Source organism: Pseudomonas sp. CCI1.1 (assembly GCF_034348165.1).
In the GTDB taxonomy this organism is placed as follows: Bacteria; Pseudomonadota; Gammaproteobacteria; order Pseudomonadales; family Pseudomonadaceae; genus Aquipseudomonas; species Aquipseudomonas paracarnis.
Genome location: NZ_CP133780.1, coordinates 3,532,889 through 3,550,942, shown reverse-complemented (window position 1 = coordinate 3,550,942; position 18,054 = coordinate 3,532,889). Strand labels below are relative to the sequence as shown.

The window sequence follows — 18,054 nt, the reverse complement described above, 5'->3', positions numbered from 1 at the left end:
GTTTTTGCGACAAGCCATAAAGATGCACCCTGGGGCGGGAGGGTTCAAGGCCAACGTCCAAACGGACGTTGGCCTTGAATGAACGGCTTCAGCCGCGGTGGCGACCACGGAAGTAGTTGATCAGGCCCTGGGTCGAAGCATCTTCGGCCAAGGTTTCTTCGGCGCCGGTCAGGCGGTTGTACACGCCTTTGCCCAGCTCCTTGCCCAGTTCAACGCCCCATTGGTCGAAGGCATTGATGCCCCACACCACGCTCTGCACGAACACCTTGTGCTCATACATCGCCACCAGCGCACCCAGGCGGCGTGGGCTGATGCGCTCGACCACCAGGGTGTTGCTCGGACGGTTGCCCGGGATCACCTTGTGCGGTGCCAGCTTCTGTACTTCGGCTTCCGGCAAGCCCTTCTCACGCAGCTCGGCTTCGGCCTCGCTGCGGGTCTTGCCGAGCATCAGCGCCTGGCTCTGGGACAGGCAGTTGGCGTACAGCCACTGGTGATGATCAGAGACCGGGTTGAAGCTGACGATCGGCACGATGAAGTCGGCCGGGATCAGTTGAGTCCCTTGGTGCAGCAACTGGTGGTAAGCGTGCTGGCCGTTGCAGCCTACGCCGCCCCAGATCACCGGGCCGGTATCGGTGGACACTGGCGTGCCATCCTGGCGCACGCTCTTGCCGTTGGATTCCATGTCCAGCTGCTGCAAATGTTTGGTGATATTGCGCAGGTAATGGTCGTACGGCAGGATCGCATGGCTCTGCGCACCCCAGAAGTTGCCGTACCACACCCCCAGCAAGCCCAGCAGCACGGGCATGTTGGCTTCGAACGGCGCGTTCAGGAAGTGCTGGTCCATGGTGTAGGCACCCGACAGCAGTTCCTTGAAGTTGGACATGCCGATAGCCAGGGCAATTGGCAAGCCGATGGCAGACCACAGCGAGTAGCGCCCACCGACCCAGTCCCACATGGGGAAGATGTTTTCTTCGCGGATACCGAAGGCCACGGCTGCGGCATTGTTGCTCGAGACGGCGATGAAGTGGCGATACAGTTCGGCTTCCGAGCCTCCCTGGGCCAGGTACCAGGCGCGGGCGGCCTGGGCGTTTTTCAGGGTTTCCAGGGTGTTGAAGGATTTGGACGAGACGATAAACAGCGTGGTCTCGGCGCGCAGCTTCATGGTCAGTTCGTGGAACTCGCTGCCGTCGATGTTCGCCAGGTAGTGGCAACGCACACCTTTATGGGCGTAGGACAGCAAGGCCTCCGAGACCAATTCCGGGCCGAGGAACGAGCCACCGATGCCGATGTTCACCACGTCGGTGATCGGCTTCTCGGTGTAGCCACGCCACAGGCCGTCGTGGATACGGCCGACCAGGTCAGTGATCTGATTCAGCACCTTGTGCACGTCCGGCATGATGTTCACGCCGTTGACCGACAGCTTATCGCCCACCGGGCGGCGCAGGGCGGTGTGCAGGGCAGGGCGGCCCTCAGAGGAGTTGACCGGTTCGCCAGCGTACTGCGCGTCGATCGCCGCCTTGAGATTGACTTCCTTGGCCAGGCCCACCAACAGGTCGCGGGTTTCGCTGGTGATCAGGTTTTTCGAGTAATCGAGGAAAAGTCCGCAGCTGCTCAAGGTGAACTGGGAAAAACGCTGAGGATCGGCATTGAACGCCTCGCGCATGCTGAAATCCTGCATGGCTTGGCGATGTTGAACAAGCGCTTGCCAGGCGGGCAGCGCGGTAACGTCATGAGGGGTGCGGTAGTACGCCATCGCTGCGGGTTTCCTTTTATTACGGGGACTGCCTTTAGGACACTTCAAAGCCCGGAACATCCAGTCTTATCGCAAGGATTGGGTTCCAGACAGCGCTAACCATAGCGCAGGGCAGTTACATTAAACCTAGCGTGTGGATATGTCTTGGCTTTGTCTGCGCTGTGGCCGGTACTTTTTTATACCGGCACAGCCGTCGGGGCAACAGGTTGAGGGTAAAGCGGGGGTCAGGCGAGGTTCAGGTGCAGGTTATCGATGAGGCGTGTTGCCCCCAGATAGGCGGCGACCAGGATCACCACATCACGATCTTCAGCCGTGGCCGGGCGCAGATGTACGCCTTGGCGCACTTCCAGGTAGTCCATGCGCAGCCCTGCGGCTTCAATCTGCTGAATGTGCTCGGCGCGAAGCCTGGCAAAATCATGATCGCCGCCTTGGATGGCCGTGGCGATCTGGCTGAGCGCGCGGTACAGCACTGGTGCGACCGCACGTTGCTCCTCGGTGAGGTAACCGTTGCGTGATGACAGCGCGAGGCCGTCCTCGGCGCGCACGGTAGGCTCGCCGATGATCTGGATCGGCATGTTCAGGTCGCGGACCATGGCGCGGATCACCGCCAACTGCTGGTAGTCCTTCTGGCCGAATACGGCCATGTCCGGCTGGACCATGTTGAACAGCTTGCTGACCACCGTGGCCACGCCTTCGAAGTGCCCTGGGCGGCTGGCGCCGCACAAGCCTTCGGACAGCTGTGGCACGCTGACTCGGGTCTGGCCGTTCATGCCATCGGGGTACATTTCCTCGACCGTCGGCGCAAACAGCAGGTTGCAGCCCGCCTGCAGAAGTTTTTCCTGGTCGGCGGCCAACGTGCGCGGGTATTTGTCCAGGTCTTCGCCCGCGCCGAATTGCAGCGGGTTGACGAAAATGCTCGCCACTACGAAATCCGCTTGCTGCGTGGCCTTGGTCACCAGGGTGGCGTGGCCGCTGTGCAGGTTACCCATGGTGGGCACAAAGCCGATGCGTTTGCCGGCGCTGCGGGCGTGGGTTACGGCAGCCCGCAGTTCGCGGACGGTTTTAACGGTGTTCATGCCGAGAACCCGTGTTCAATACCTGGGAAAGTTACATTCTTGACTTCGCTGACGTAGGCGCTCAGGGCCGCGTGGATGCTGTCCTGGCCGGCCATGAAGTTCTTCACGAACTTCGGTACGTGGCCAGTGATCGACAGGCCGAGCATGTCGTGCAATACCAGCACTTGGCCGTCGGTGGCGGAACCTGCGCCAATCCCGATCACGGGCACTTTGACGGCCTGGGTGATTTCGGCGGCCAGTTCGCTCGGCACGCACTCCAGCAGAATCATCGCAGCACCGGCTTGTTCCAGTGCAATAGCATCGGCGCGCATCTGGCGGGCCTGGGCTTCATTGCGGCCCTGGACCTTGTAACCACCGAGGATATTGACCGACTGCGGTGTCAGGCCCATGTGCGCGCACACTGGCACGCCGCGCTCGGCCAGCAACCGGATCGACTCGGCCAGCCACACGGCACCTTCGACTTTGATCATATGCGCGCCCGCCTGCATCAGCTTGCCGGCGTTCAGGAAGGTTTGCTCAAGGGTGGCGTAACCCATGAACGGCAGGTCCGCGATGATCAAGGCGCCATCATTGCCACGCTTGACGCTGGCGGTGTGGTAGGCGAGTTCATCGGTGGTCACGGGCAGCGTGCTGTCATTCCCTTGAAGAACCATGCCCAGGGAGTCGCCCACCAGCAGCACTTCGACGCCAGCCTGGCAGCTGGCGTGGGCGAAGGTGGCGTCATAGCAGGTCAGCATGGTGATTTTTTCACCTTTGAGCTTGAGGCTCTGCAAGGTGGTCAGGGTAATGTCTGGCATGAAAGGGTCCTCGTTCAGGCGCTTGGAAACAGCGAGTAACGCGCGTGAGTCTTCGTTTATACAGGCGCACTGTCTTGAAAGCAGTGCTTATAAGGCCTGGATTGCGCCCTGTCGCGCCGGGTTGGCGGCAGCGGGACGCCTATAGTCGTGAGGAGGACACGGGAAGTCAATTGGATGTGTTACCGCATTGTTACGATGGCGGTGTTACCGCTGTTACTGACGCGATTCAGCAAGATGGGCACAGGCTTGGGGCGCACTGAATATCCAATGTGGGAGCTGGCTTGCCTGCGATGGCATCACCTCGGTGTGGCTGATACACCGTGTCGCTTGCATCGCAGGCAAGCCAGCTCCCACATTGACCGGGTCATTCTTGAGGGAGGCGTTCCAGGCCGACGAACGGGCAGGCGGTGAGCAGGTCGCTTAAACGCTGGCCGTCAGGCAGCTGCAGGTCGGCTGGCGCCAACTCAGCCAACGGATACAGTACAAACGCGCGCAGATGCATCTGGTAGTGCGGCACCTTGAGGCGCGGCTCATCGATCAGGCGATCACCGAACAGCAGGATATCCAGGTCCAAGGTGCGCGGGCCCCAGCGTTCCAGGCGTTCGCGGCCCTGATCGTTTTCGATGGCTTGCAGCGCATCGAGCAGGTCCAATGGCGCCAGGTGACTGTCCAGCGCCGCAACGGCGTTGGTGTAGGGCGGCTGGCCGGGCAGCAGTGAATCGCTTTGATAGAAGGCGGACACACCGGCGAGCTGAGTGCCAGGCAATTGCGCCAGCGCCTGGATCGCGCTGCGCAATTGTTCCTCCGGGGTAGCCAGGTTGCTGCCCATGCCGATGTAGATACGTTCCACGTTTATTCGCCCGCAGCGCCCGAGGCATCGGCACTGCTGCGTTTACGCTTGGTGCCGCTGCGGCGACGCTTTTTCGGGCCTTCGCCGGCGCTATCACCTTTGCTGCCCAGTTCACGAATCATTTCGCGGCGCTGGCTGTCATTGGCGTCCTGATAATCGGTCCACCATTCACCCAGGCCATCGGTCTGCTCGCCCGCGCTTTCGCGTAGCAGCAGGAAGTCGTAGCCGGCACGGAAGCGCGGGTTGTCCAGCAACAGATCGGCGCGCTTGCCGCTGCGGCGTGGCAGGCGCTCCTGCATGTCCCAGATTTCGCGGATCGGCATGGTGAAACGTTTGGGGATGGCGATGCGTTGGCACTGTTCGGCGATCAGCTCGTGAGCCGCTTCCTGCATGGCCGGGATCGGCGGCATGCCACGGTCCTGCAGGCGCAGTACGCGTTTGGGCAGGGCCGGCCACAACAAGGCGGCAAACAGGAACGCCGGGGTCACCGGTTTGTTTTGCTTGATGCGCAGGTCGGTGTTGATCAAGGCTTCGCTGATCAAGGTGTGGGTGTACGTCGGGTTGTACTCCAAGGCCTCGGCGCTGGCCGGGAACAGGGGGTCGAACAACTGCAGGTCCACCAGCATTTCAAAGGTGTCGGCGGCGTAGCCCGAAAGGAACAGCTTGAGCACTTCCTCAAACAGGCGTGCCGAGGGGATTTCCCGCAGCATCGGCGCCAGTTCGCGAATCGGTGCGGCGGTGTGTTTTTCGATGCCAAAGTTGAGCTTGGCGGCGAATCGCACGGCACGCAGCATGCGCACCGGGTCTTCCTGGTAGCGCTGCGTCGGGTCGCCGATCAGCCGGATCAGGTTGTTGCGAATGTCGTGTACGCCGTTGGCGTAATCGAGGATGCGCTCGCTGACCGGGTCGTAATACAAGGCGTTGATGGTGAAGTCGCGACGTTGCGCGTCCTCTTCCAGGGTGCCATAGACGTTATCGCGCAGGATGCGCCCGCTCTCGTTGCGGGAAGACTGGTTGGTGTCCTCCTCTTCATCGTTTTGCGGGTGACCGGCGCGGAACGTTGCGACCTCGATGATTTCGCGACCAAAGTGGATATGCACCAGCTTGAAGCGCCGGCCGATGATTCGTGCATTACGAAACTCGGCGCGCACTTGTTCAGGCGTGGCACTGGTGGCGACGTCGAAATCCTTGGGCGTGATGTTGAGCAACATGTCGCGTACGCAGCCACCCACCAGGTAGGCCTGGTAGCCGGCGTTCTGCAAACGTTCGACGATGTTCACTGCATAACGGCTGAATTGAGCGCGCTGCAGCGAATGCTGGCTGCTATTGAGCACTTCAGGCGTGCTGCGTTTGTGTTGCGTTCGACGCAAGGGAGAACGGAATGACTGGAACAACTTCTTCAGCATGGGATGCACTGTTTGAAGGAATGTTCGGCCATAACGAAGAATGACCGCATGATGGGCGGGGATTCTAGCATTTAGTCAGGGGATGGTGTAGGAACAAGCTAAAGGCATTGCGCCATAAGCGTTTGCAGGTCAAATCCCGGAAACTACAAGGGGAGCCGAAGCTCCCCCAGAAGTAGTTGCGTGCTCTATTTTTATTATTGATGTCGGGCTTCTTGTTTTTGTTGATCGCCCTCGCCACGAAGTTTCACCTTCATGACACTCCCAATCGGGAGTCAAGAGCAAACGGATTGCTTTGGTCGCTGTGTTGCTGATCTACGATCCAACCAGTTCAGGCTCTGCCTTAGGGCAGTTTTTGTTGTTCTCGGCCTGGTTGCGGGGCAAGCCCCAAATGCAACGCCTCTCCAAAAGAATCAGTTAGCTGCGCCTCCGCCGTGTTGTTTTTGTTATGCGTGAGTCGATTCGTCTTATTTTTATTGTCTTGTACAAAGCTTGTTATTGTTTTTGTACTGAGCATATAGCAGGGTGCGTGCCAACTTTTGCGCCGTCCAGCAAAACCGGGGGTTTGGGCTGGTTTCGCCAGATTGAGGGCCAAAAAAAAGCCGGGGCTTCGTTACCGTAAGCCCCGGCTTTTGTTACGTGAAAAGTCAGCGGTAACAGTTTTTTCACATCAACAGGTGTTACCTGTGGGGCTGCGCTCTCAGCTTTCGCTGGCCACCCCGGTCTTGCGCCGTGGAATGCCCAGGCGCTGACGCCGTTCCCACAAACACTTGCGACTTACACCCAGTTTGCGGGCCAGTTCGGTCTCGGTCATATGGTCCTGATGCTCGAGCACGAAGTGCTGGAAGTAGTCTTCCAGTGACAAATCTTCCGTCGGCTCATGGCTGGTATTGCTACCGCCGCCCTGCTGCGGGGCCAGGCCGATGAAGTCGTCGTCATCCAGGTCGCTGAGCTCAATGTCGATGCCCAGCAACTCGGCGGAGATCTCCGGGCTCTCCGACAGAATCACGGCGCGCTCGACGGCGTTCTCCAGCTCACGCACGTTCCCAGGCCACGAGTAGTGACGGATCGCCTGCTCGGCGTCCGCGGCAAACTTCAGGTCGGTGCGGTCAATGCGTGCGCCTTGACGCAACAGGAACGCGTTGGCGATTTCGTTGACGTCGGCGCCGCGCTCGCGTAGGGCCGGCAATTTGAGCGCGATGACATGCAGGCGGTAATACAAGTCCTCACGGAACTGGCCGATCTTGGCCAGGCTCTTCAGGTCTCGGTGTGTCGCCGCGATCAATCGAACATCGACCTTCTGCGATTGCACCGAACCCACGCGACGAATTTCGCCTTCCTGCAGCACGCGCAGCAAACGCGCTTGGGCTTCCAGGGGCAGCTCGCCAATTTCATCAAGGAACAAGGTGCCGCCGTCCGCGGCCTCCACCAGGCCCGCACGCCCGGCGCTGGCGCCAGTGAACGCACCTTTCTCGTGGCCGAACAGCTCGGACTCGATCAGGGATTCGGGGATCGCCGCGCAGTTCACCGAGATCATCGGCGCCTTGGCGCGCTTGGACAGGTTGTGCAGGGCGCGGGCCACCAGCTCTTTGCCGGTGCCCGACTCGCCCTGGATCAACACATTGGAGTCAGTCGGCGCCACCTTGCGGATCTTGCTGTACAAGTCCTGCATCGGAGGGCAGGAGCCGATGATGCCGATCTCGCCATTGCTGTTGTTGGCACCTGGTTTTTCGGCGCCGCTGGTCTTGCCGGTGGGGCGTGGCTCGGCAGGCGCACTGCTGGCCGACACACGGTCACGCAGGATGCGGGCCACGGCCTGGAGCATCTCGTCGTGGTCGAAAGGCTTGGCGATGTAGTCCACCGCGCCCATCTTCATCGAGTCCACCGCCGAGCGCAGGCTGGCGTAGCTGGTCATGATCAGCACCGGGGTGCCCTGGCCCAGCTTGATCAGCTCGGTGCCCGGGGCGCCTGGCAGGCGCAGGTCACTGACAATCAGGTCGAACGTGGGAATGCTGAATCGCTCTTGGGCTTCCTGCACCGAGCCGGCTTCGCTGACCTGGTACTGATTACGTTCAAGCAGGCGACGCAAGGCAGAGCGGATAATGGTTTCGTCTTCGACGATCAAAATGTGCGGCATTGATTCAATTCTCTCGACGGTCTCAGTTCACAGCGGACGTCGCTTCGACATGACGCGGCAAGGTCACCCGGATACGGGTGCCGCGTTGGCTTTGTGTGTCAGCCGGGCTGTCGATGGTGATTTGTCCATAATGCTCTTCAACGATGGAATAGACCAGTGCAAGGCCCAGACCGGTACCTTCACCGGGGTCCTTGGTGGTGAAGAAGGGTTCGAACAATCGGTCCATGATGTTCTGTGGAATGCCGCTGCCTTCGTCTTCCACGATCAGGTCGACCGTGTGCTCGAAAGCCTCGCTCTTGACGCGTACAGCACTGCCGGCCGGAGACGCGTCGCGGGCGTTGGACAGCAGGTTGATCAGCACCTGGGCCAGGCGTTGTGAGTCGCCATCGACCCAATGGTCCGGATCGCACAGGTTAAAGAACTGTACTTCGAAATTGCGCCGGTTCAAGGCCAACAGCCCAATGGCATCCTGCGCGACTTCGGCCAGGCACACCGCTTCGTCCTGATTCTGATGGGCGCCGGAGTGGGCAAAGCTCATCAGCGACTGGACGATGCGTGAAACCCGCTTGGTCTGTTCAAGGATCTGCCCGCTGATTTCGGTGATTTCCCCGTCTTCTTCGCGCTCTTCCCGCAGGTTTTGCGCCAGGCAGGCGATACCGGTGATCGGGTTACCGATTTCATGAGCCACGCCGGCCGCCAGGCGCCCAATGCTGGCCAGGCGTTCGGAGTGCACCAGCTTGTCTTCGAGCATCTGTGTATCGGTCAAGTCTTCTACCAGCAGCACCAGGCCGCTGTTACCCGGCGCCAGAGGTTCGTCGATGGCCGCTTTGTGCAAGTTGAGCCAGCGGGTCTGGCCGTCGAGGGCCAAGTGCTGTTTGTGCAAGTGCTCGTCCGGCAGGTTGATGAAACCCTGCAGCAGCTCTTTCCAGGGATCGCCCAGTGTATTGAGGCGCGAACCCACCACCCGCTGGGCGGCGATGCCGGTGAGTTCTTCCATGGCTTTGTTCCACATCAGGATTTCCTGGTCCTTGGCCAGGGAACACACGCCCATCGGCAGTTCCTGCAGGGTCTGGCGGTGGTAACGGCGCAGGGCGTCGAGTTCGGCGGCCAGGCCTGTGAGGCGCGAGTGGTAGTCCTCCAGCCGGCTTTCGATGAAGTGGATGTCTTCGGTGACGTAGTTTTCGCCACCGGCCTTGTAGGGCAAGAAGGTTTCCACCATGTCCTGGGACACGCTCGGCCCCATCAAACCGGACAGGTTGGCTTCGATACGGTCACGCAGGCGGCGCAGGGCATAGGGGCGGCGCTCGTCAAATGGCAGGTAGAGGTCGCGCAGCGCCTGTTCGACTTCCTTTTGTGCGGCCTTGGCGCCCAGGGGCTTGGCCAGTTGCGTGGCGAACTCTTGGGGCGATGCCGCATGCAGTTCGCGGCGTTGCGGGCGGCGTACGTTGTCTACCGCACAGGCTTCTGCGGCGCTGGTTTCTTCGGCGCTGGCGTTAGTGAACAGCGAGATCAGGGTGAACATCAGTACGTTGGCGGCCAGCGAGGCGATGGCCGCCATGTGCCAGCTGGTGTCGTCCAGCACGTAAATCATGTTCAGCAACGGGATATAGAAGCCCTGCAGATTGCCGACCAGCGGTAGCAGCATGGTCACGGTCCACACCAGGATCCCGGCCAGCAGCCCTGCAATAAAGCCACGGCGATTGGCAGTCGGCCAGTACAGCACCGACAACACGCCCGGCAGAAATTGCAAGGTGGCGACAAACGCGACGATGCCGAGGTTGGCCAGGTCTTGCCCGGCGCCCAGCAGCAGATAAAACGCGTAACCGGCCATGATGATCGCGACGATCAGCGCGCGTCGGGTCCATTTCAACCAACGGTAGATATTGCCCTCGGCCGGCGGCTGGTACAGCGGCAGTACCAAGTGGTTGAGCGCCATGCCCGAGAGTGCCAGGGTGGTGACGATGATCAACCCGCTGGCGGCCGACAACCCCCCGACATACGCCAGTAGCGCCAGGGCCGGGCTGTTGGCAGCAATACCGATGCCCAGGGTGAAATACTCGGGGTTGGTGGTGGCCCCCAGTTTCAGGCCAGCCCACAGGATCAGCGGCACCGCCAGGCTCATCAGCAACAGGAACAGCGGCAAGCCCCAGCTGGCGCTGACCAGCGAGCGCGGGTTGAGGTTCTCGGTGAAGGTCATGTGGTACATGTGCGGCATCACGATCGCCGAGGCGAAGAACACCAGCAGCAGCGTACGCCATGGTCCCTCCTGCAAGGGGGTATGCAAGGCGGCGAGGGCGGTCTGGTTTTGCAGCAGCCACAGCTCCAGCTGTTGCGGCCCGTCGAACACGCCGTAAAGCGCATAAAGGCCGACGCCGCCGATGGCGATCAGCTTGATGACCGACTCAAAGGCAATCGCAAACACCAGGCCCTGGTGTTTCTCGCGGGTGGCGATATGGCGAGAGCCAAAGAAGATGGTGAACAAGGTGATCAGCGCGCAAAACGCCAGGGCAACCCGATGTTGCACGGGCTCTCGGGTCAGAATGCTGATGGAGTCGGCCACCGCCTGGATCTGCAGGGCCAGCAACGGCAGCACGCCGATCAACATGAAGATGGTGGTCAGCGCGCCGGCCCAGGTGCTGCGAAAGCGAAAGGCAAACAGGTCCGCCAGGGAAGACAGCTGGTACGTCCGGGTGATTTTCAGGATCGGGTACAGCAGCACCGGCGCCAGCAGGAACGCGCCGGACACCCCCAGGTAACTGGAGAGAAAGCCGTAGCCGTACTGATAGGCCAGCCCCACCGTGCCGTAGAACGCCCAGGCACTGGCGTACACGCCCAGGGACAAGGTGTAGGTCAACGGATGGCGAATGATCGCCCGCGGAATCATTCCGCGCTCACTGATCCAGGCCACGCCGAATAACGCAGCCAGGTAGGCGGCGCTGATCAGCAGCATCTGGGTGAGACTAAAGCTCATCGGCATCTTTTTGGCTCTGCAGGATGAAGGTCACGACGATCAGGATCAGCCATAGCAGATAAGGGCGATACCAGGCGCCCGTGGCGTCGATCCACCAATCCATGATGGCGGGGGAGAACAGGTAGATCCCGACGACCAGCAGCAGGACCAAACGATAGATGTACATGTTGGCCTCTGATTAAAAATCTGCCGCGATGTTAACGGATGGCTGGCAACCTGCAAGCGCCTTCAACTCAATTGCGCTTCGGCCAGGGTCAGCGTGCGCGGGATGCGGGTGGCGTCCCAGTGTGCAATGCCCCAATCCAGCAGTTCTCGTGGGCTGGCGTACAGCAGTTGCGCGTCGGGCTGTTGGCCAAGGGCGCGCAGTGCTCTGAGCAGCAAAGGCGTGGCCTGGTCGGCTGTCAACGGTGGAGAGCGGTAGGACTTGCCCAGCTTGTTGCCGTCTGGCTGCACGATCAGCGGTACATGCAAGTAACGTGGCTGGCGCAGGCCAAGCAGCTCTTGCAGGTACAGCTGGCGCGGTGTGGAGTCGAGCAGGTCGGCGCCGCGCACGATATCGGTTATCCCTTGCCAGGCGTCGTCGAGCACCACCGCCAGTTGGTAGGCGTAGAGGCCGTCGCGGCGACGGATGATGAAGTCGCCGGCATCGCGGCCCAGATGCTGCCGGAACTCGCCCTGCACACGGTCGGTAAAGTGGTATTCCAGCTCGGGCACGCGCAGGCGGATGGCGGCGTCTTGCTGGTCGTGGCCGGCATTGCGGCACAAGCCTGGGTAAACCCCGTTGTAGGGCTCCAACTGCTTGCGCGAGCAGGTGCAGGCGTAGGCCAGGCCGTGGTTGAACATATCGTTCAGTACTTTGGCGTAGGCATCATGCCGCTCGCTCTGGCGAACCAGTGCGCCATCCCATTCAAAGCCGTAGCTTTCCAGCGCATGCAGAATCGCCGCCTGGGCGCCGGGCTCTTCACGCGGAGGGTCAAGGTCTTCCATGCGCATCAACCAACGGCCCTGGTGGGCGCGCGCATCGAGGTAGGAGGCAAGGGCGGCAACCAGGGAGCCGAAGTGCAAATGGCCGCTGGGTGTGGGGGCGAAACGCCCAATATAGGTAGAGGCTGTCATGGCCCGGATACTACTGCATAACCGATAAACGCCAGAAACAAAAATGGAGCGTTCGCACGCTCCATTCGTTCAACTCGGCAACGTTACTTGCCGACCTGTTTTTCCTTGATTTCAGCCAAGGTCTTGCAGTCTACGCACAGGTCTGCGGTTGGGCGGGCTTCCAGTCGGCGAATACCGATTTCGACGCCGCAGGATTCGCACCAGCCGTATTCTTCGTCTTTGATCAGTTGCAGGGTCTTGTCGATCTTCTTGATCAACTTGCGCTCGCGATCGCGGGCGCGCAGTTCGAGGGCGAACTCTTCTTCCTGGCTGGCACGATCGGCCGGGTCAGGGAAGTTGGCCGCTTCATCCTTCATATGGTCAACCGTACGGTCGACTTCCTGCATCAAGTCCTGTTTCCACTTGTTGAGGATCTTGGTGAAGTGCTCGCGCATGGGCTCGCCCATGTACTCCTCGCCCTTTTTTTCGACATAGGGTTCGAAGCCGCCGAGGCCTTGAGTCTGCTGTTGCTTTGCTTGGGTGGACATGAATAGACCGCCTCTCACTCTTCTAATCCATTGCGCAGGATTGCAACGTCACCGACACCTGCCGGCCCTGCGGCTGCAAGCGGGCGAACTTACCAGATAGATTCAGGGTGCGCTACTCCCGGTTGTCGAGGCCCAGGGCAAAGGGGTTGCAAACCGCAGCAGCCCGCCATGACTGGGTATGTATCGCCTCGAATATTGATTTTAGCTGTTTTACGAGCGTGCGCAGGGTGCACTTGCAGCCCCAATCAGGCAATAGAGCATGTTTTACCGTGAGGGTTCGGTAGAATCCAGATTTTGTCCTCACCGTCTAAGGAAGGCTAATGGCTCAGCCCTACAGTGCGCGTAGTCGCGCCATCGAACCCTTTCATGTCATGGCGTTACTGGCGCGTGCCAATGAGCTGCAGGCCGCCGGTCACGACGTGATCCACCTGGAAATCGGCGAGCCGGATTTCACCACCGCCGAGCCGATCATCCAGGCCGGCCAAGCCGCGTTGGCAAACGGTAAGACGCGCTACACCGCCGCCCGCGGCTTGCCCGAATTGCGCGAAGCCATCAGTGGTTTCTACCAGCAACGCTACGGTTTGAGCATCGACCCGCAACGCATTCTGATCACCCCCGGTGGCTCCGGCGCATTGTTGCTGGCCAGCAGTTTGCTGGTGGATCCGGGTAAACATTGGCTGCTGGCGGACCCAGGCTACCCCTGCAACCGACACTTCCTGCGCCTTGTGGAAGGCGCGGCGCAGTTGGTGCCGGTCGGCCCAGACGTACGCTACCAGTTGACCGCCGATCTGGTGGCCAGGCATTGGGACCAGGACAGTGTCGGCGCACTGGTGGCATCGCCCGCCAACCCCACCGGCACGATCCTCACCCGGGACGAGCTGGCTGGGCTGTCGGGCGCCATCAAGGCGCGCAACGGTCATTTGGTGGTCGACGAGATTTATCACGGCCTCACCTACGGCACCGACGCGGCCAGCGTGCTGGAAGTCGATGATGACGCCTTTGTTCTGAATAGTTTTTCGAAGTATTTCGGCATGACCGGCTGGCGCCTCGGTTGGCTGGTGGCGCCCCCTGAAGCGGTGGGTGAACTGGAGAAATTGGCGCAGAACCTCTACATCAGTGCGCCAAGCATGGCTCAGCATGCCGCGTTAGCCTGTTTCACCCCGCAAACCCTGGAGATTCTGGAGCAGCGCCGTGCCGAATTTGGCCGCCGCCGTGACTTCCTGCTGCCGGCCCTGCGTGAGCTGGGGTTCGGTATCGCCGTGGAGCCCGAAGGTGCTTTTTATCTGTATGCCGATATCAGCGCGTTCGGCGGCGATGCCTTCGCGTTTTGCCGGCATTTCCTCGAAACCGAACATGTGGCCTTTACGCCCGGGTTGGATTTCGGTCGCTACCAGGCGGGGCACCATGTGCGTTTTGCCTACACGCAAAACCTTGATCGGCTGCAAGAAGCGGTGGAGCGGATTGCCCGTGGTTTGCGGAGTTGGCAAGGCTGATGCGTTTTAATCCTCCTCTTGAAGAAGGGCGGCTGATCCGCCGCTACAAGCGCTTTCTCACCGATATCGAAACCGTTACCGGCGAGTTGCTCACCATTCACTGCCCTAACACCGGTTCGATGCTCAACTGCATGGTCGAAGGTGGCCAGGTCTGGTTCAGCCGTTCTACGGATCCCAAGCGCAAGCTGCCGGGCACGTGGGAAATTGCCGAAACGCCCCAGGGCCGGCTGGCGTGCGTCAACACCGCGCGTGCCAATCAATTGGTGGAAGAAGCCCTGCTGGCCGGTGTAATCACTGAACTCAACGGCTTTACCGCGTTGAAGCGTGAGGTGCCTTATGGCCAGGAGAAAAGCCGCATCGACTTTCGCCTGGATTACCCCCAGGGCGCTGCGTTTGTCGAGGTCAAAAGCGTCACCCTGGGCTTTGATGGCAGCTCAGTGGCGGCTTTCCCCGATGCGGTGACGCAGCGCGGTGCCAAGCACTTGCGTGAGCTGGCCCACCTGGCGCGCGACGGTATACGGGCGGTGCAGTTGTATTGCGTGAACCTGTCGGGGATCGACGCGGTGCGCCCGGCTGTGGAAATCGACGCCGGTTATGCGGCGGCGCTACGTGAGGCCAAGGCTGCAGGTGTGGAGGTGCTCGCCTACGGCGTACGGGTCACGCCGCAGGAGATTTACGTCGAGCGTCGGTTGAAGGTGCTGCTGGGCGACTAGAGATCGACCCACAATCCCTGTTCGTCTTCGCGACCGGGCAGGGCAGTGAGGTGTTGGCCTGCGCAGGGCCCGGCGATGCACTCGCCGCTTTCAATCAGGAACAACGCGCCATGGGTGGCGCATTGGATCAGGCTGGCGCTGTCGTCGAGGAAGCGATCAGGTTGCCATTCCAGTGGGATCCCACGATGGGGGCAGCGGTTGAGATAGAAGTACGCAGTGCCGTCCCGACGCACCGCCAACAGCCTGTGGCCATCGATATCAAAACCGCGGCTGCTGTTGGGGGTGAGGTCGCCTGAGGCGCAGAGAAACTTCATTTCAATCCTTAAGTGCCTTGACGTTCAAATGCAAACAATTATCAAATGCCTGCTTCGCCCGTCAGCTGACTGGGTGCTCAATACGATGCCTGGCAGGGGTTATCTGTCACATCAATGAGTGCTTGAGTGGCCCTGCCCTAGGAAGGAAACCCTGTTATGCGCCTGAGTACCAGCGCTATTGCGCTTGTTGCTTCACTGCTGGTCAACCCTGGGGTGCACGCCTCTGAACTGCCGCAACGCTGGGTCAGTGCTGGCGGGGCGCTGTCGGAGTGGGTGACGGCTCTGGGCGGTGAATCGAAGTTGGTGGGAGTGGATACCACCAGTCAGCATCCCGCCTCGCTCAAGGCCTTGCCAAGCATTGGTTATCAGCGACAGTTGTCAGCCGAAGGCATTCTCAGCCTGCGCCCGCAAATCCTTGTGGGCACGGAGGAAATGGGACCACCGCCGGTGCTGGCACAGATTCGCAGTGCCGGGGTGCAGGTGGATATGTTCTCGGCCCAGCCGGATTTGCCCACGCTCAAAGGCAACCTCGAACACTTGGGGAAACTGCTCGGCAGTAAGGCCCAGGCTGATGCCCTGTTTGCCGGGTATGAGCAGGCGCTGGCACAGCAAAAAAATTGGGTGGTCAAGGCCCAGGCCACGCAAAAAGCTCCAGGCGTGCTGTTGCTGCTCGGCCATGCCGGTGGCAAGCCGCTGATCGCGGGCAAGGACACGGCCGCTGATTGGATGTTGCAGCAGGCTGGAGGGCGTAATCTGGCCACGCACACCGGCTATAAACCGTTTTCCGTCGAGTCGCTGGCGGGGTTGAGCCCTGAGGTGCTGGTGTTTGCCGATCGCGCCCTGACCGGTGACGCGGCACGTGCTGCCTTGTTCAAGGAAAATCCGATCCTTGCCTCTACGCCGGCAGCCAAGAACGGCCGCGTCTTTGAGCTGGATCCGACCTTGCTGGTAGGTGGCCTTGGGCCCCGATTGCCGCAAAGCCTGGAGAAACTGTCTGCCGGTTTTTATCCGTCCCAGCCTAAGCCTGCTCCATGACCACTCTGGTTAAGCCAAAAACGCTGTTTATTGGGCTGTCGCTGCTGTGTGTATTGGCGATCTGGCTTTCATTGGCACTGGGGCCGGTCAGCCTGCCGTTAGTGGACACGCTCAGGGCTGCGCTAAAACTGATGGGCGTACCGATAGAGGCCCAGGGGTTGGAGCAGGCCGAGTTGATCCTGGGGCAGATTCGCCTGCCGCGGACCCTGTTGGGGCTGGCGGTCGGCGGTGTGCTGGCATTGTCGGGCGTGGCGATGCAGGGGTTGTTCCGCAACCCGCTGGCCGATCCTGGCTTGGTCGGCGTGTCCAGCGGGGCAGCGCTGGGAGCGGCGGTGGCGATTGTCGGTGGCTCGCTATTTGGCGGGCTGCCGGATGCTTTCGGGCCGTACCTGTTGTCGCTGTGCGCCTTCCTCGGTGGCCTGGGCGTCACGGCACTGGTCTATCGCCTGGGGCGTCGCAATGGCCAGACCAATGTCGCGACGATGTTGCTTGCCGGTATTGCGCTGACGGCCCTGGCCAGTTCGACCGTGGGCCTGTTTACCTATCTGGCAGACGATGCCACCTTGCGCACCCTGACGTTCTGGAACCTGGGCAGCCTCAATGGTGCAAGTTATTCGCGGTTGTGGCCCTTGTTGCTGGTGAGTGCGGGCGTGGCGCTATGGTTGCCGCGCCGGGCCAAGGCGCTGAACGCGCTGTTGCTGGGTGAGTCCGAGGCCAAGCATCTGGGTGTTGATGTCGAGGGGCTCAAGCGCGAGTTGGTGTTCTGCACGGCCTTGGGCGTTGGCGCCGCAGTGGCAGCGGCGGGCATGATTGGTTTTGTCGGGTTGGTGGTACCGCATCTGGTGCGGCTGCTGGCTGGGCCGGATCATCGGGTGTTGTTACCGGCCTCGGTGTTGGCGGGTGCGAGCCTGCTGCTGTTTGCGGACCTGGTGGCGCGCCTGGCGTTAGCGCCGGCGGAACTGCCGATCGGTATTGTCACCGCGTTTATCGGTGCGCCGTTTTTCCTCTATTTATTGTTACGAGGGCGCGCCTGATGTTGCGGGTAGAAGCGTTGCAGATCCGGCGCGGTGGTAAGACCGTGCTCGCCGATATCACCTTGGACCTATTGCCGGGCGAAGTGCTGGGCGTTCTGGGCCCCAATGGCGCCGGCAAAAGTACCTTGCTTGGAGCGCTGTGCGGGGAGTTGCAGCCGGATCAGGGCAAGGTGTGGCTGGATCAGCAGGCGCTCAAGCACATGACAGGTGTGCAGCGTGCCCAGCGCCTGGCGGTGCTGCCACAATCCTCCACCCTGGACTTTGCCTTTCGTGTCGAAGAGGTGGTGGGCATGGGCCGCTTGCCTCATCAGACCGGGCGAGTGCGCGACGACGAAATCATCAACGCCGCGCTGCAGGCTGCTGATGTAGGCCACCTGAGTGGCCGCAGTTACCTAGCCTTGTCGGGCGGCGAGCGGCAGCGTGTGCACCTGGCACGGGTATTGGCGCAGTTATGGCCGGGTGAGGCAGGGCAGACGTTGTTGCTGGATGAGCCCACATCGATGCTCGACCCTCTGCACCAACACACCACCTTGCAAGCTATCCGGCATTTTGCCGACAGAGGCGCTGCGGTGCTGGTCATCCTGCATGACTTGAACCTGGCGGCGCGTTACTGCGACCGGATCCTGTTGCTGGAAAACGGCCGCCCCCACGCGCTGGATACGCCCTCTAACGTCCTGCAACCAGAGCCGCTCAAGGCTGTATTCGGTCTGGATGTATTGGTACAGCCGCATCCGGAGCGTGGGCATCCGTTGATCATTGCGCGCTGAGGCCGGTTAATTCGCGGGATCGAGTAGGAGGCGGATTCACATCCGCCGTCCTCTCACACCACCGTACG

At 61.0% G+C, this 18,054-nt stretch carries 16 protein-coding genes; 5 read left to right on the top strand and 11 right to left on the bottom strand.

Annotation, left to right across the window (positions count from 1 at the left end):
- Positions 1-88: 88 nt before the first annotated feature.
- The 10 genes from pgi to dksA form a co-directional block, all read right to left on the bottom strand.
- Positions 89-1,753: a glucose-6-phosphate isomerase gene (pgi, locus tag RHM69_RS15980; RefSeq protein ID WP_003194166.1), complete on the bottom strand. Its 1,665-nt coding sequence runs from the start codon at positions 1,751-1,753 to the stop codon at positions 89-91.
- 224 nt (positions 1,754-1,977) lie between these two features.
- On the bottom strand, positions 1,978-2,829 hold the full coding sequence (gene panC / locus RHM69_RS15975) for a pantoate--beta-alanine ligase (protein WP_200600369.1): 852 nt from the start codon (positions 2,827-2,829) through the stop codon (positions 1,978-1,980).
- Complete coding sequence (gene panB / locus RHM69_RS15970) at positions 2,826-3,626, bottom strand: 3-methyl-2-oxobutanoate hydroxymethyltransferase (RefSeq protein ID WP_014719944.1); 801 nt, start codon at positions 3,624-3,626, stop codon at positions 2,826-2,828. The genes panC and panB overlap by 4 nt, the downstream gene beginning before the upstream one ends.
- 364 nt (positions 3,627-3,990) lie before the next feature.
- Positions 3,991-4,476: a 2-amino-4-hydroxy-6-hydroxymethyldihydropteridine diphosphokinase gene (gene folK, locus RHM69_RS15965; RefSeq protein ID WP_038451493.1), complete on the bottom strand. Its 486-nt coding sequence runs from the start codon at positions 4,474-4,476 to the stop codon at positions 3,991-3,993.
- 2 nt (positions 4,477-4,478) lie between these two features.
- Positions 4,479-5,882 (bottom strand): polynucleotide adenylyltransferase PcnB, encoded by a 1,404-nt coding sequence (locus tag RHM69_RS15960; RefSeq protein WP_003194157.1) that lies wholly within the window; start codon positions 5,880-5,882, stop codon positions 4,479-4,481.
- Positions 5,883-6,579: 697 nt separating this feature from the next.
- A complete protein-coding gene (locus tag RHM69_RS15955) occupies positions 6,580-8,016 on the bottom strand; it encodes a sigma-54-dependent transcriptional regulator (RefSeq protein ID WP_014719942.1) in 1,437 nt (478 codons plus the stop codon).
- A gap of 22 nt (positions 8,017-8,038) precedes the next feature.
- Positions 8,039-10,993: a sensor histidine kinase gene (locus RHM69_RS15950; RefSeq protein ID WP_003194154.1), complete on the bottom strand. Its 2,955-nt coding sequence runs from the start codon at positions 10,991-10,993 to the stop codon at positions 8,039-8,041.
- Complete coding sequence (locus tag RHM69_RS15945; RefSeq protein WP_003176118.1) at positions 10,977-11,153, bottom strand: hypothetical protein; 177 nt, start codon at positions 11,151-11,153, stop codon at positions 10,977-10,979. The genes RHM69_RS15950 and RHM69_RS15945 overlap by 17 nt, the downstream gene beginning before the upstream one ends.
- Before the next feature lie 62 nt (positions 11,154-11,215).
- On the bottom strand, positions 11,216-12,103 hold the full coding sequence (gene gluQRS, locus RHM69_RS15940) for a tRNA glutamyl-Q(34) synthetase GluQRS (RefSeq protein ID WP_014719941.1): 888 nt from the start codon (positions 12,101-12,103) through the stop codon (positions 11,216-11,218).
- Positions 12,104-12,186: 83 nt separating this feature from the next.
- Entirely contained in the window at positions 12,187-12,630 is a 444-nt protein-coding gene (gene dksA / locus RHM69_RS15935) for an RNA polymerase-binding protein DksA (protein ID WP_003194150.1), read from the bottom strand.
- A gap of 320 nt (positions 12,631-12,950) precedes the next feature.
- Here dksA and RHM69_RS15930 point away from each other — a divergent pair, with 320 nt between their 5' ends.
- Positions 12,951-14,123: a pyridoxal phosphate-dependent aminotransferase gene (locus tag RHM69_RS15930; protein ID WP_014719940.1), complete on the top strand. Its 1,173-nt coding sequence runs from the start codon at positions 12,951-12,953 to the stop codon at positions 14,121-14,123.
- On the top strand, positions 14,123-14,836 hold the full coding sequence (sfsA, locus tag RHM69_RS15925; RefSeq protein ID WP_014719939.1) for a DNA/RNA nuclease SfsA: 714 nt from the start codon (positions 14,123-14,125) through the stop codon (positions 14,834-14,836). The genes RHM69_RS15930 and sfsA overlap by 1 nt, the downstream gene beginning before the upstream one ends.
- On the opposite strand, the gene RHM69_RS15920 is transcribed toward sfsA, so the two are convergent.
- Positions 14,833-15,150, bottom strand: coding sequence for a Rieske (2Fe-2S) protein (locus RHM69_RS15920; protein ID WP_014719938.1), 318 nt, complete (start codon positions 15,148-15,150; stop codon positions 14,833-14,835). The genes sfsA and RHM69_RS15920 overlap by 4 nt on opposite strands.
- 156 nt (positions 15,151-15,306) lie before the next feature.
- Here RHM69_RS15920 and RHM69_RS15915 point away from each other — a divergent pair, with 156 nt between their 5' ends.
- The 3 genes from RHM69_RS15915 to RHM69_RS15905 are packed head-to-tail and all read left to right on the top strand — an operon-like array spanning position 15,307 to position 17,986.
- A complete protein-coding gene (locus RHM69_RS15915) occupies positions 15,307-16,185 on the top strand; it encodes a heme/hemin ABC transporter substrate-binding protein (protein ID WP_322255292.1) in 879 nt (292 codons plus the stop codon).
- Positions 16,182-17,219, top strand: a complete 1,038-nt coding sequence (locus RHM69_RS15910) for a FecCD family ABC transporter permease (protein WP_014719936.1) — start codon at positions 16,182-16,184, stop codon at positions 17,217-17,219. Before RHM69_RS15915 ends, RHM69_RS15910 begins: the two co-directional genes overlap by 4 nt.
- Positions 17,219-17,986 (top strand): heme ABC transporter ATP-binding protein, encoded by a 768-nt coding sequence (locus tag RHM69_RS15905; protein WP_014719935.1) that lies wholly within the window; start codon positions 17,219-17,221, stop codon positions 17,984-17,986. The genes RHM69_RS15910 and RHM69_RS15905 overlap by 1 nt, the downstream gene beginning before the upstream one ends.
- Positions 17,987-18,054 lie beyond the last annotated feature (68 nt).